The sequence below is a fragment of the Streptomyces sp. BK340 genome (assembly GCF_007827595.1).
GTDB lineage: Bacteria > Actinomycetota > Actinomycetes > Streptomycetales > Streptomycetaceae > Streptomyces.
This window is the reverse complement of record NZ_VISR01000008.1, coordinates 205,044-218,488: the sequence shown is the minus strand read 5'-3', so window position 1 is coordinate 218,488 and position 13,445 is coordinate 205,044. Positions and strand designations below refer to the sequence as shown.

Here is a 13,445-nt window from a genome sequence, read left to right as displayed (position 1 = left end):
GCTTCAATGGACTGAGATGGCCACAGGGCGTGATCAGTAGGCGCGCGCGATGGGCTGTTCGGACCAGATGGTCTTGTGGTTCGGGCCGTGGCGGCAGCCCCAGCGCTCGGCGAGTTGGGCAACGAGGAACAGGCCGCGTCCACCCTCGTCGGTGGTGCGAGCGCGGCGCAGACGGGGTTGGGCGGTGTTGGAGTCGGTGACCTCGCAGACCAGAACGTGGTGCCGGATCAGTCGCAGCTCCGTCGGCGGACGACCGTAGCGGATCGCGTTGGTGACCAGTTCACTGACGATGAGCTCGGTGGGGAAGAGGAGGTCGTCCAACCCCCATGCGGTGAGCTGGCGGGTCGCCCATGCCCGGGCGTCCGAGACAGCAGCCGGATCAGCCGATATCCGCCAGTGAGCGGTGTCCTCGGCCGGTACGGCGCGGGTGCGTGCCAGCAGCAGGGTCGCGTCGTCACGCGGTGCTTCGTCCACCAGATTGTCGAGGATGGCCATGCCGGTCTCCTCCAGAGCGCGGTCCGGGCGGCAGGAGGTGGCGAGGGCATCGGTCAGCCGCTGAAGCCCGTCGCACACGTCGTGTGCGGCTTGCTGGACCAGGCCGTCGGTGTAAAGCGCGAGGACGCTGCCCGGCTCGACGTCGATCGTGGTGGTCTCGTACGGCATGCCGCAGACGGCGAGGGGCGGCCCCGGGACTATGTCGACGGCTTCGGCACTCCCGTCGGGCCGCACGAGCACCGGCGGCGGGTGCCCGGCACTGGCCATGGCGCAGCGTCGGGTGACCGGGTCGTAGACCGCGTACAGACAGGTGGCGCCCATGACGTCATGGTCGCCAGGAGGTGCTTCCGCCGCGAGGCGCTGGACCAGGTCAGCGAGACGCGTGAGCAACTCGTCCGGCTCCAGTTCGAGGTCGGCGAGGGTCTGGATGGCAGCGCGCAGACGGCCCATGGTGGCACTGGCGGGTATGCCGCGGCCGATCACGTCTCCGGCGACCAGGGCCAGCCGGAGAGCGGGCAGGGGTATGGCGTCGTACCAGTCGCCACTGGTGCCGCCCCCACGGTCTGTGGGCAGGTAGACGCCGGCGGTCTCGGCTGCCGGAGTGTCGGTCGTGGCCGGGGGGAGGAGTCTTTGCTGCAGGGCCATGGCCGCTCTGTGCTCGCGCGTGTACCGGCGGGCGTTGTCGATGGCGAGTGCTCCCCGTGAGGCGATCTGCCTCATGAGATCCACCTCGTCCGCGGTGAACGGTTCGGAGGGGCCGGTTCGCCAGACCACGATCGCTCCGAGGGGGAGGCCGCGGGCGTGAAGCGGTGCCACCATCACCGCCTGGACGTCGTACGGGAGGAACTGCTCGGCCGAATGTGGGCCGCCGATCAGGGCGATGTAGTCGTCCCGGTCGTAGACGACCGTCTCGCCGTGCTGGAAGCGGCGCAGGAGAGGGTGGTCGGACAGGGATGGGACGAGGTTGCCGCGCTGGATGCCGGGCGGCCAGTCCGCGGTGGCCGGCGCCAGAGCAGCGTTGCGCAGATGCGGATCTCCGCCACCCATCCGCTCTGCGGGTTCGCCACCCTCGAAGACGGCGTCCGCAAGGTCGACTGCTGCGAGATCACCGAAGGGGGGTACAAGGGCGTCCGCGAGATCCTGGGCGGTCCGCACGGCGTCCAGGGAGCCCCCCACCCGCTCGGCGACCGCGTGGGCAAGATCCAGCTGTCGACGGGCACGCAGTTGGTCGGTGTCGTCTATGTACAGGGCTGCGACTCCTGCAGGGCGTCCTCGCGCGTCCTCCAGTCGGAAGGCGGACAGCGACAGCGCGTGTCGCCGCGCCAGATGGTGTCGCCAGCTCACTCGCTGGTTCCTGTGGATCACCGGGACGCCCGTCTCGAGCACCTGCCGCAGCACCACTTCGATGGTCTCAGCGTCCTCGGCGCACAGCACGTCGCTCAGTCGGGCGCCGGGCTGTATGGGACGGCCGTCGGGAGTGTCCGGCATGGCGTTCGTCTGCACGGTGGTGAGATCCGTGTCGTGCAGGGCGATCGTGATCCGGTTCTGTGCGGACAGTGCGCGCAGGAGGGCTGCGCCGTGCCGGTGGTCGGCGACGTGAGGAGTGGGGGCCGCGAGCACGAGGAAGTCCGCCGAGCCGCTCACCCGTGTGGTCCGGTATGTGACGTCGATCGTGTTGCCGCACTGGTGACGCAGTCGTACCCGGCCGGTCGCCGGCACGTGTGCGGCCCTGTGCGTGTCGTGCGGGAGGTCGGCCACTAGCTCCTGCACGGGGCGGCCGTGGACCTCCTCGGCGCAGAACCCGGTCAGGTCCTGTGCTGTGCCGGTCCACCCCACCACCGTGCCCCGATCGTCGAGCACTGCCGCGGCCAGACCGTCGAAGGCGGGCGGTTGGCCGCCGGGGCCGGCGCCGAAGACGCTCGTCGCACCCTGAAAGGCGCCTGCCGGGTCGGCGTTTTCAACATCCGATGGGTCCATGTCTCTGGCTTTCATTACGAGGTTCCGCGGCTACGGGAGATGGGGATCCTGTGGCGGCTGTCGGCGCTCAGCGGGCGTCTGTTGGGGATGGCAGGTCCTGTTCGGCCCAGACGACCTTGCCGTCTGTTACCGAGCGGGAACCGCACCTGCGCGACAGCCGACCGACCAGGTGAAGGCCGCGGCCGTGCTCGTCGAGATTGCCGGGATGGCGGGAGCGTGGCCGACCGGTGTTGGTGTCGGAGACTTCGCAGGTAAGCACCCGGTGCTGGATGAGCCGTAGGCGGATCGGGCCGTCGCCGTGGCGGATCGCATTGGTGACCAGTTCACTGACGAGCGACTCCACGGCCGTCACCAGTGGCTCCAGGCCCCATTCACGGAGTTGACGGGCGGCCAGGCGCCGGGCCGTCGGGACGGTGACGAGTTCGTTCGGCAGATCCCAGGACGCGACCTGGGCAGGCGGCAGGGCGCGCGTCCGCGCAAGGAGCAGGGTGACGTCGTCGGCCGGTGCCTGCGCCGACAAGGTCTCCATCGCCCGCGAGCACAGGTCCTCCAGGTCGGCGCCGGGCTGTGCCAGGGCGGCGCCCAGACGACGCATGCCGACGTCGATGTCCTCGCCGCGGGACTCCACCAGGCCGTCGGAGTAGAGGGCGAGCACGCTTCCTTCGGGCAGTTCCAGTTCCACGGACTCGAAAGGCACCAGGCCGAGACCGAGGCCCAGCGGGGCTCCGGCCGGCAGGTCGGGGACGGTGACTCCGCCCGGCGCGTCGACGACCAGGGGCGGCGGATGCCCGGCCCGTGCCAGCGTGCACCGCCGGGTGACCGGGTCGTAGACGGCGTACAGGCAGGTGGCACCGACAACCGCGGGAAGCCGGTCGGTGTCGTCAGTGTCCTCGTCGTTCAGTCGCCGGACCGTGTCGTCGAGGTGCGCCAGCAGTTCGTCCGGGGGCAGGTCGAGGTCCGCGAGCGTGCGCACGGCGGTGCGCAACCTGCCCATGGTCGCCGCGGCGTTGATGCCGTGTCCCACCACATCGCCGACGACCAGGGCCACCCGTGCGCCGGACAGCTCGACCACATCGAACCAGTCGCCCCCCACACCGTGGTCCATGTCGGCGGGCACATAGCGCGAGGCGACCTCGAGGGCAGCACCGCCCTGCACCCGGTGAGGGAGCAGGTCGCGTTGCAGCGTGAGAGCGGCGGTGCGCTCGCGCGCGTACTGGAGCGCGTTGTCCAAACAGAGCGCGGCCCGGGTGACCAGCTCCTCGGCGAGGAGCAGGTCGTCCTCCTGGAACGGCGTCTGTTCCGTGGAACGGCCGAACAGCGCCAGTCCCAGCACGCAGCGCCGGGCACGGATGGGTACGACCATCAAGGAGTGGACGCCGCTGCCGCGTACCTTCTGCGCACGCGTCGGATCGTGGTCGACCCAGGGGCCGGCATGAGTGTCCAGCACCGGTTCCAGGTGAGATCTGCCCGTGCGCAGGACGGCGGCGAACGACGAGGTCGGGGGGACGTGGATCACCTCTTCACGCACCGCTGGCATCTCCAGGACACCCTGGTCGACGGAGGCCACCCCGGCACGGCGCAACACTGGGCGGCGTCCGCTCGTCGTGCCGATCCGTGCGGCGGGCTCGAGTCCGAACGGAACCGACTCCACCAGGTCGACGACGGCGTGGTCGGCCAGCAGGGGCACGGTGAGCTCGGCCAGTTCCTGGGAGGTCTGCATCACGTCGAGGGTGCTGCCGATGTGCGTGCTGGCCTCGCTGAGGATGGCGAGGCGCTCGCGCGCCCGCTTGTTTCCGGTGACGTCCACGGTCATGGAGCACACGCCCAACGGGGTGCCGTCCGCGCCCTGGAGGCAGAAGAAGGAGGCGGAGAACGCGTGCTCGCGGGGCCGGTCCGCAGGCGGCCACGCACGGTACTCGTGCACCGTCGTCGTGCCGCTCTGCAGCACCTGTCGCATCACGACCTTGAGTGCTTCGGCCTCGACGGCGGGCAGTGAGTCTTTCAGATCGCGCCCGAAGCGTCGGTGACGAGGCACGCCGTCGTGCCGCTCCATGGCGTCGTTCACCCAGACACAGCGCAGCTGCGCGTCATAGACGACGATGCCGATCGGGGCTCGGGCAAGGAGCGACTCCCGCACCGGTCCCCCGGTCGCCCCCGAGGACAGGGAACCTATGTCCGTCACGGACACCAGCCACCGGGTGTCGTCGCCCTGTCCCCGTAGCAGCGAGACCCGCAGCGTCATCCTGAGCGTGTGGCCGTCGCGGTGGCGTATCGCGACGGTGCCGGACCAGCCGCCCCGCGCACGGCACCGCTCGGAGAACGCCGAAGCCCTCGGTGCGTCCTCGGGAGGCGGCAGCACGTGTGCGGCGGACCGGCCCACCACCTCCCCGGCCGCATAACCGACGAGCTGCTGAGCGGCGTGCGTCCACCCCACGACGATGCCCTCGGCATCGATCATCGCAATCGCGGCGTCGGGCACCTCAGGAAGGCTCACCGGCTCGGCGAGGAGGGTGTGGTCAGTGTTGGTCATGCGCGGTCCATCCCATCGGTGCGGAATTAGGAGCGTCGGCCTGTGGCCCGCCGACCCTGTGTGCAGCGGTGTGAACAGCGATGTCCCGGTGAGCGGCACACGGTGCGGTATGGGGTCATATCAGAGCAATTCCCCCATTACTGACGAAATCATCAGACGTAATGGCTTGGGCGTCAAGACCCTCATAGGTGATCGAAAAGTCAGATGCCGGGGCTCCAGGTCACGGCTTTACAGGTGAACGGACGGGTAGCGGGTTCCGCGGAGCACGCGCGGCAGGTGGGATCGGCTCCCCGAGGCTCAGACCACCCACCGAATGGCGGCCCACCCCGGCGATCACTCGGCAGACCGGGCGCCGGGGCGATGCCGGGGAACCCATACCCGTGGTGCCCGAGGGCTGATGCGGCACCGCACGGGAGTAGGCAGTCTGACGGCTTCGCCGTCCAGCCCGGCGGGGAGGGCCGGGGCGGCGGCGGTCAACGGTCACCTTCGCCACCTCGACATTTCCGTACGACGTATGGTAATAATGAAAGCGCGCTTCCATACGACGTATGGAACTGTTCGCTCGGACCACACCGGGCGTCATACATCGCCTGGCAGAACCGCCGTTGGCGGAGATCACCCCCCCTCGGGAAGGAAAGATCATGAACAAGCTCGCGAAGCGCATCGCCCTCACTGTCTCCTCCGTCGCGGTCGCCGGTGCCGCCGTTCTCGGTGCCGGTGGCACCGCTTCGGCCGCACCCCTTGCGTCCGCGCACGCCCAGCACCCGACCGACGGGGCCGTGGCCGCTGATTACAGCTGGGACCACGGTGTCGGCTACCTGCTCGAGCGGGGCTACTCCTGCGACGAGGCCCACGGCTGGCACCAGGACCGCCACGGCAGCGATTCGACCAGGCACGACTGCGGCGGGCTCTACTACCGCGATGGTCACTTCTACCGCTGGGAGGGCGAGGGACACGGCTGGACGTCCGACAGGTCCTACCGCCACGACGGGAACCGCTGCGAGCGCGACGGCGGAGGCAGGCATCACCATGACCTGAGCCGCGACGACCGGTGAGACGGGCATCGGCCATGTGCGCAAGCAGTTCCCCTCGGCCCCGTCCCTGCCGGCGGCGGGGATCCCGCTGGCGGTCGGGGGCCGCGTCCCCGACCGCCGGCCGAGTGAGTGCAGCGCCACTCCTCATGCGGTGCGCCGGTGCCGTCCGGCGCCCGCGCCCTGCTGCACCGCCTCCGCCCGCGCTGCCTCTTCGCCACAGGCCGGTGTGAGAGACCGCCGAGCCATACCCGGGAGCGGAAGCCGATGAAGAAGTCCTTGAAGGTCGTAGAACGGCAGGTGGCCGTGCAGCTGGTCGTCTCGCACGTCTACTCGTTGCCCCTCTGCGTACGTCTGCGCTACGAGCCCGCTGATCCCTATGTCGTCCGTGCCGCCTTCTTCGTCGACTGCGACGAGCCGGTCGAATGGGTCCTGGGGCGGGATCTTCTGGCTGACGGTCTGGAGGGTTCCGCAGGCCACGCGGACGTCCGGATCTGGTCGGCCGCAGGGCGGGGTGACGAGTCGATCTACATCGTCCTCGGTTCTTCCGCAGGCACCGCCTTGCTCGAGGTCCCCGTGCAGGACATCTCGTCCTTCCTTCAGGACACCCAGGCTCTGGTGCCACGTGGGACCGAGTCCGGACTCATCGACTGGGATGCCGAACTGGCACACCTCCTCCCCCAAGGCTGACCGCCGACCATCCATGCTCAGAAGTAAAGGAACCAGTGTCATGTCCCAGTACCAGCTTCGCGTCTACACCCTGCGCAGCTCCGACGCGCTCACCGCCTACGAGAAGATCTGGGCCCAGCACATTCCTGGTATGGCCAAGCACCGGATCACCACCCACGGCGTCTGGACGGTGCCCGCGGCGCCCGGAAGTGACGCTCCCCGGCTGTACGCCCTCGTCTCCTACAAGGACGCCGACGACGTGCGGGAGCGGCTGGAGGCATACCTGTCGAGTCCTGAATTCCGCGCGGACATGGAGGGCTTCGACATCAACCAGATCGTCGGCCTCGACGAGACCCTGCTGACGCCCACCGTGGACTCTCCCTTGCGCTGACGATCGTCCAGGGGCGGGTGGCGCGGCCAGAAGGGCCGGTATCCGGCGGCCCTGCGATGGTGGTTCCGGTGTCGTCGACGGCGACCCACCAGTTCTCCGTGTAGCCCCTTTGAATCCGACGACAGCCCTTCCGATGGCCCTCCCCGGATGACTCGAAGCACCAGGAGTAAGACCCAATGAAGTCATTGAGAACTGTGATCCAGGGGCTACCTGTGAAGCTTGTCGGCGTGCATGCGACGACCTTGCCCATGATCATGAATCTGCGGTACGAGCCAAGTGATCCCTACGTGGTCCATGCCGCATTCACCACCGATGTCGACAGCGACGAGCCGGTGGAATGGATCATTGGGCGCGATTTGCTGATCGACGGCCTGGAGGGCCCCGCCGGCGAGGGAGACGTTCGCATATGGCCCGCCGGCGAGGAGGGCTGCCGCGACTTGTACATCCTTCTCAACCCGCCGTCCGGTACGGCCCTGCTCAAGGCCCCAGCGCCGGAATTCAAGGCGTTCCTGCAGGAAACGGAGGCAGTCGTGCCCCGGGGGGCCGAGCTCGGCCACAGCGACTTCGACCGCTTGCTGGCGCACTTCCTCGCCGAAGGGTGAGTCCTTCAGTTGAGACTTGGACGCCGACCCCGTCCGCGTGTCCGGGCCCGGTCGAACGTCGCTCAACAGCTAAGCAGCTGGGGCCTGGAGGAGGTCGAGTTCGCCACCGAGTTCAGCGTGAGCGAACTGGTCACCAACGCCATCCGCTACGGTCGTCCTCCCATACGGCTGCGCCTGATCCATGACCGTGCTCTCGTGTGCGAGGTCTCCGACACGAGTAGCGCCACCCCTCACCTGCGCCGGGCCCGCACCTACGACGAGGGGGGACGGGGTCTGCTCCTGGTCGCTCAGTTCGCCGAGCACTGGAGAACGCGGCACGCCCGACACGGCAAGACGGCCTGGGCCGAGCTGAGCGAGAAGGAGTCCGCTGCATTCCCGGCATGGGATTCCCTCTAGGCGCAACGACGGACGGACCTCTGCGGTAAGCGGATGCGCCAACCACGAGCTCGGGGGCTCAGTAGGAACGACGTTCGATGCACTGCTCGAACCAGATCGTCTTGCGGCTCCGGCTGTGGCGGCAGCCCCAGCGAGCCGTGAGGCTGGGCGCTGGAGTCGGGGACCTCGCAGACCAGAACGCTGTGGCGGATCAGCCGCAGCTCCGCCCGCTGACGGCAGAGCCGCACCAGCAACCCGGACAGCGGTGCTGCAGTGACGACCGCGGTCGTCAGACCCACTTGCTCACGACCGTTCCTTCAGGTCGGGCGGTCACCGTGCGTCGGTGTCGAACAAGCTGCGGGCATTGCGGGTGGTGAGGTCCCGCCAGGTGAGGGTGGCGGACGGCTGCACCGCGGAGTCGATAGAGGTGACCTGAGAGAGCACCGCGTCAATGGGCGTCCACCAGTAGTCGCTGCCATAGAGGAGACGCTCGGTGCCGAAGGCCGCGTCGAAGGCCGGGACCTGGCGCGGGAATGGCGTGCCGGCCATGTCGTACCGGAGTCGGCCGAGAAGCGCTCGAAGAACAGCGGCCCGGCGGTGGCCATGGCGAATGTCTCGGGGGTGACGTCGGGCCGGAGCTGGCCGCGCTCGACGGCTGCGGTAACCGCGGGACGCAGGGCGTCGGCGATCTGGTTCAGCAGTGACTCCCGGAGGCGGCGCATACCTTCGTCGTGCCGTGAGCCCCCGAGGGCCGCGGCAAGGACGGCCCCCCGCTTGCTCGTCGTCCCAACGCTCGGCGAGCACGTTCAGACGGTAAATGAGCTCCGCTCGCGGATCGTTGCCCGAAGAGGCCCGAAGCTCCTCGGGTACCGGAGGGAGAGGGGGCATGCCGGCCTCCAGCGCGGCCGGGCGGAGGTCGAGAAGGATCGGCCAGTGCCGGTAGACGGTTGCCCTGCCGACGCCAGCACGAGTCGCAACCGTTTGATGTGTCACGGCCTCCAGCCCACCTTCCGTGAGCAACGCGGTGGCCTGTGTCGCAGCCTGATATCGCCCGACTGCGGGCGCGCCTCAGCCGCCAGTGCCTGGGGCGCAGCGTCTCAGGCTGACTGGCTCAATGGCCGGCGTGCCGGCCGTCACGACCGGCGGTGAGGCGGCTTTCCAGGCCCGTGATCAGCGTGTCCATCGCGAGGTGGAGCATGTGGTCCTGGTCAGGGCCTTCGGGGGCCGCACCCGTAGAGCCAGGGTGTGCGTCCGTGGCCCCGTCTTCGTCGGCTTCAGGGCCGTGGGGCTTGAGGGTCGACCACTGGTGGAGTGCGCCGTTGAGTTCTGCGGTGAGGACACCGATGACGACGGCGGCCATGAGGGCGGCGATCTTCGAGACCTCTGACTGCGGTACCCCGGCAGCGGCCACGATGGCGGTGAGAGCGGTCCAGAACGGGTCGTCGGGCTGGATGAAGTCCGGCTGGTGGCTGAAGGAGTACGCCAGCAGCTTGGGGTGACGGTGCGCCAGGGCCCGGAAGTCCATGGCGAGCAGCCGGATCCGCTCCTGCCAGGGAGCGTCCTCCAGCGTCACGGTGCGGAACTGCGCTCCGACCATTCTCGTCACGCCGCGCAGCACCGCTTCCTTGTTCGGCACGTGGTGGTACAGCGACATCGGATTCGCGTCGAGCGCGGTGGCGAGTTTGCGCATGGTGAGCGCCTCGACACCGTCCTCGCCGATCAGCCGCAGGGCGGCGGCGTAGATCCCGGCCTCGGTCAGAGGCACGTCTCTCTTCCTCGTCCCCCGCGGGGGACGTCTCACCTTCTTTTCCATACCCCGTACGGTATCAGTTCCGTACGGAGTATGGAAATGAGCTTCACCACAGCCCCACCTGGGCTCCCGGGGTTGCACTCCACTTTCCGTACCGCGTATGGTTTCAATTCCATACGACGTATGCTTCCGTACGGCGCCACGGCATCGACCTACGCAGCGCGCCCTTGCCCATCCCCCTCCACCCCCTCCGCGCAGAGGAGCAAGACATGACCACGCATTCCGCGAACGACCTTCGCCCCATCCGGTCCCCGCGCGGGATCCCCCTGCTCGGCAACACGCCGCAGATCCCCGGCACCAACCCGGTCGAGTACTTCGCCGAGCTGTCCAAGCAGTTCCCCGAGGGCCTCTACGGCTTGGACATCGCCGGTGTCGAGCAGATCTTCGTCTACGACCCGGACCTGGTGGCCGAGGTCTCCGACGAGACGCGGTTCTTCAAGCAGATCGAGAAGACGCCGCTGCAGCATGTCCGGGACTTCGCGGGGGCGGGCCTGTTCACGGCCCACCAGCACGAGGAGGAATGGGGCATGGCGCACCGGATCCTCCTGCCTGCGTTCAGCCAGCGGGCCATGAAGGCGTACTTCGGGCAGATGCTGGAGATCGCCCAGAACCTGGCGGGCAAGTGGGAGCGCAAGGAGGGGCAGTCGGTCAACATCACCGACGACTACACCCGGCTGACGCTGGACACGATCGCCCTGTCGGGGTTCGGCTACCGGTTCGACTCCTTCGAGAAGGAGGAGCTGCACCCCTTCCTCAACGCGCTGCTGGGCGCGCTGGTGGAGTCGCTGCGGCGCTCGCAGGAGCTGCCGATGATGACCAAGCTCCGCAAGGCCGATGCCAAGAAGTACGGCGAGAACGTCCAGCTGATGCAGGAGCTCGTCGAGAACGTGATCAAGGAGCGCCGCGAGGGGAAGGGCGGCGGTGAGGAGGACCTGCTGGGCCTGATGCTGGAGGCCACCGACCCGGAGACCGGCAAGCGGCTGTACGACGACAACGTCCGCGACCAGGTGCTGACGTTCCTGATCGCCGGCCACGAGACCACCAGCGGCCTGCTGTCCTTCGCCACGTACTCGCTGATGCGCAACCCGCACGTGCTGGCCCAGGCGTACGCCGAGGTGGACCGGCTGATGCCAGGTGACACGGTCCCGGACTACGACACGATCATGCAGCTGGACGTCATCCCGCGGATCCTGGACGAGACCCTGCGCCTGTGGGCTCCCATCCCGTCGTTCGGCAAGACGGCGCGGGAGGACACCGTCATCGGCGGCCACTACGAGCTGAAGAAGGGTGCGAAGGTCCTCATCCTGGAAGGCCCGCTGCACACACACCCCAAGGCGTGGGAGCGGCCGGACGAGTTCGACATCGACCGCTGGCTGCCGGAGAACCGCGTCCAGCACCACCCGCACGCCTACAAGCCGTTCGGCAACGGCATACGTGCCTGCATCGGCCGCCAGTTCGCACTCACCGAAGCCCGCCTGGCCCTCGCGCTGGTGCTGCAGAAGTTCAAGTTCTCCGACACCAGTGACTACAAGATGGACCCCCGGGAGGCGCTGACGCGCAAGCCCGGCAACTTCGAGCTGATCGTCCGCCGTCGTCAGGAGCACGAGCGGACCGTCTTCGGCGCCGCGGACGTGCAGACCGGCGACACGCAGGCGCAGGCAGCGGTCAGCGGTGTCGGTGTGAACCTGACCGTCGCCTACGGCTCCAGCCTGGGTTCGTGCGAGGACCTGGCGCGCACCATCGCCGACCGCGGCGAGCGCTCCGGCTTCGGCACCACACTGATGAGCCTGGACGAGCTCGGCGACAATCTGCCCACCGAGGGCCTGCTCGTGGTCGTGGCCGCCAGTTACAACGGCAAGGCTCCCGACAACGCCCAGCGCTTCGACGACCTGCTCGCCGCCGGGCTGCCCGAGGGCTCGCTGGCGAACGTGCGGTTCGCGCTGCTGGGTGCCGGCAACACCCAGTGGGTGGCCACCTACCAGGCATTCCCCAAGCGGATCGAGGAGGGCCTGCTGGCCGCCGACGCCACCCCGGTCATCGAGCGCGGCATCGCGGACGCCGCCGGTGACTTCGACGGCATGGCCACGCGGTGGATGAACACCCTGTGGGCCACTCTGGCCGAGGAGTACGCCGCCGACACCTCCCAGGCGAGCGGCCCCCGCTACCAGGTCCAGCTGCTCACCGAGTCCGACGTGCGCCCCGCCATCGTCTCCGAGCAGGCGTACCCGCTCACCGTGGTGACCAACGACGAACTCGTGGCCGACGCGACCGGCCTGTGGGACTTCAGCATCGAGCCGCCGCGCCCGTCCGCGAAGTCCATCACCTTCGAGCTGCCCGAGGGCGTCAGCTACGACACCGGCAACCACCTGGCCGTCTTCGCCAAGAACGAACTCGCCCTGGTGGAGCGCGCACTGAGGCGGCTCGGCGTCGACTACGACCAGGTGCTCCGGCTCGACCAGCCGGCCGGTGGCCGCACCCACCTGCCGGTCGGCACCCCGGTCACCGCCGGCATCCTGCTCACCGAGTTCCTGGAGCTGCAGGACGTGGCCACCCGGTCCCAGATCCAGACGCTCGCCGAGTACACCGAGTGCCCGTGGACCCGGCCGCAGCTCCAGGCGTACACCGCCGACACCCAGGAGGCCGAGGAGCGCTACCAGAAGGAGATCCTCGGCAAGCGCATCTCCGTCCTGGGCCTGCTGGAGCGCTTCCCGGCCGTCGAGCTGCCGCTGGCGGTCTTCCTGGAGATGACGGGCCCCATCCGTCCCCGCTTCTACTCCATCTCCTCCGCCCCGTCCGCCAACCCGCGCCACGTGCGCCTGACCGTCGGCCTGCTGGAAGGCCCGGCCCTGTCCGGCGACGGCCAGTACCGCGGCACCTGCTCCGCCTACATCGCCGGCCTCGAACCCGGAGACGTCGTCTACGGCTACGTCCGCGTGCCCTCCCCGACGTTCGCCCCGCCCGCCGACCCCGCCACCCCGCTGATCCTCATCGGCCCCGGCACCGGCATCGCGCCGCTGCGCGGCTTCCTGGAGGAGCGGGCGACACAGCACGCCAACGGCACCCAGGTGGGCGTGTCGCAGGTGTTCGTCGGCTGCCGCCACCCGGAGCACGACTACTTCTACCGCCAGGAGATGCAGGACTGGGAGCAGGCCGGCATCGCCCAGGTGCACACCGCCTACTCGGCGGTGACCGGCCACCCGGCCCGGTTCGTGCAGAACGCCATCGCCCATGCCGCCGACACGGTGTGGCAGGCCATCGCGGACGGCGCGTACGTCTACGTCTGCGGTGACGGCCGCCGCATGGCCCCCGCCGTCCGCGAGGCACTGGCCGCCATCCACCGCCAGCGGACCGGTTGCAACGACGAAGCCGCCCAGCAGTGGCTCGCCCAGCTCGAAGCGGACGAGCGCTACCAGCAGGACGTCTTCGCCTGACCGTCGCACGCCGCAAGGCGTTCTGCCCCCGACGCCGGGAGGCGTGCGGCCCCGTCCTGCCACTCCGCACGCCTCCCGGCCACCACAAGCCATCCAGACATCACACGGCACCCGTGTCCCGAACCGCGGGCGGT

General features: G+C 69.1%; 10 protein-coding genes and 1 pseudogene. 6 read left to right on the top strand and 5 right to left on the bottom strand.

Annotated elements, in window-relative coordinates; translation table 11 throughout:
* Positions 1 to 33: 33 nt before the first annotated feature.
* Both FB157_RS17700 and FB157_RS17695 read right to left on the bottom strand, forming a co-directional pair.
* Entirely contained in the window at positions 34 to 2,472 is a 2,439-nt protein-coding gene (locus FB157_RS17700) for a SpoIIE family protein phosphatase (protein ID WP_145880788.1), read from the bottom strand.
* Between the two features lie 67 nt (positions 2,473 to 2,539).
* Positions 2,540 to 5,002, bottom strand: a complete 2,463-nt coding sequence (locus FB157_RS17695) for a SpoIIE family protein phosphatase (protein ID WP_145880787.1) — start codon at positions 5,000 to 5,002, stop codon at positions 2,540 to 2,542.
* 641 nt (positions 5,003 to 5,643) lie between these two features.
* Here FB157_RS17695 and FB157_RS17685 point away from each other — a divergent pair.
* The 5 genes from FB157_RS17685 to FB157_RS17665 all read left to right on the top strand — a co-directional run bounded on the left by FB157_RS17685 (position 5,644) and on the right by FB157_RS17665 (position 8,091).
* Entirely contained in the window at positions 5,644 to 6,057 is a 414-nt protein-coding gene (locus FB157_RS17685) for a hypothetical protein (protein ID WP_145880785.1), read from the top strand.
* A gap of 243 nt (positions 6,058 to 6,300) precedes the next feature.
* Positions 6,301 to 6,723, top strand: a complete 423-nt coding sequence (locus tag FB157_RS17680) for an SsgA family sporulation/cell division regulator (RefSeq protein WP_145880783.1) — start codon at positions 6,301 to 6,303, stop codon at positions 6,721 to 6,723.
* A 40-nt stretch (positions 6,724 to 6,763) separates the two neighbouring features.
* The gene (locus FB157_RS17675) at positions 6,764 to 7,093 is read left to right on the top strand and encodes an NIPSNAP family protein (protein WP_186581554.1); all 330 of its coding nucleotides are present in this window, start codon (positions 6,764 to 6,766) and stop codon (positions 7,091 to 7,093) included.
* 176 nt (positions 7,094 to 7,269) lie between these two features.
* On the top strand, positions 7,270 to 7,695 hold the full coding sequence (locus tag FB157_RS17670) for an SsgA family sporulation/cell division regulator (protein WP_261386357.1): 426 nt from the start codon (positions 7,270 to 7,272) through the stop codon (positions 7,693 to 7,695).
* A 9-nt stretch (positions 7,696 to 7,704) separates the two neighbouring features.
* The gene (locus FB157_RS17665) at positions 7,705 to 8,091 is read left to right on the top strand and encodes an ATP-binding protein (RefSeq protein ID WP_145880779.1); all 387 of its coding nucleotides are present in this window, start codon (positions 7,705 to 7,707) and stop codon (positions 8,089 to 8,091) included.
* A 309-nt stretch (positions 8,092 to 8,400) separates the two neighbouring features.
* Here the strand turns inward: FB157_RS17665 and FB157_RS48470 are convergent, their stop codons facing one another.
* The 3 genes and pseudogenes from FB157_RS48470 to FB157_RS17650 all read right to left on the bottom strand — a co-directional run bounded on the left by FB157_RS48470 (position 8,401) and on the right by FB157_RS17650 (position 9,835).
* On the bottom strand, positions 8,401 to 8,619 hold the full coding sequence (locus FB157_RS48470; protein ID WP_315903821.1) for a hypothetical protein: 219 nt from the start codon (positions 8,617 to 8,619) through the stop codon (positions 8,401 to 8,403).
* Between the two features lie 83 nt (positions 8,620 to 8,702).
* Positions 8,703 to 8,792, bottom strand: a pseudogene (locus tag FB157_RS48465) (TetR family transcriptional regulator); the annotation flags it as partial.
* A 389-nt stretch (positions 8,793 to 9,181) separates the two neighbouring features.
* Positions 9,182 to 9,835, bottom strand: coding sequence for a TetR/AcrR family transcriptional regulator (locus FB157_RS17650; protein WP_261386356.1), 654 nt, complete (start codon positions 9,833 to 9,835; stop codon positions 9,182 to 9,184).
* Positions 9,836 to 10,089: 254 nt separating this feature from the next.
* Here FB157_RS17650 and FB157_RS17645 point away from each other — a divergent pair, with 254 nt between their 5' ends.
* Entirely contained in the window at positions 10,090 to 13,311 is a 3,222-nt protein-coding gene (locus tag FB157_RS17645) for a bifunctional cytochrome P450/NADPH--P450 reductase (RefSeq protein WP_145880775.1), read from the top strand.
* Positions 13,312 to 13,445 lie beyond the last annotated feature (134 nt).

Excerpts from the sequence above, each read along its gene's own strand:
- FB157_RS48470 (WP_315903821.1), bottom strand. The coding sequence starts at position 8,619 with ATGGCCGGCACGCCATTCCCGCGCCAGGTCCCGGCCTTCGACGCGGCC.
- FB157_RS17670 (WP_261386357.1), top strand. The coding sequence starts at position 7,270 with ATGAAGTCATTGAGAACTGTGATCCAGGGGCTACCTGTGAAGCTTGTC.
- FB157_RS17695 (WP_145880787.1), bottom strand. The coding sequence starts at position 5,002 with ATGACCAACACTGACCACACCCTCCTCGCCGAGCCGGTGAGCCTTCCT.
- FB157_RS17680 (WP_145880783.1), top strand. The coding sequence starts at position 6,301 with ATGAAGAAGTCCTTGAAGGTCGTAGAACGGCAGGTGGCCGTGCAGCTG.
- FB157_RS17685 (WP_145880785.1), top strand. The coding sequence starts at position 5,644 with ATGAACAAGCTCGCGAAGCGCATCGCCCTCACTGTCTCCTCCGTCGCG.
- FB157_RS17645 (WP_145880775.1), top strand. The coding sequence starts at position 10,090 with ATGACCACGCATTCCGCGAACGACCTTCGCCCCATCCGGTCCCCGCGC.
- FB157_RS17675 (WP_186581554.1), top strand. The coding sequence starts at position 6,764 with ATGTCCCAGTACCAGCTTCGCGTCTACACCCTGCGCAGCTCCGACGCG.
- FB157_RS17700 (WP_145880788.1), bottom strand. The coding sequence starts at position 2,472 with ATGGACCCATCGGATGTTGAAAACGCCGACCCGGCAGGCGCCTTTCAG.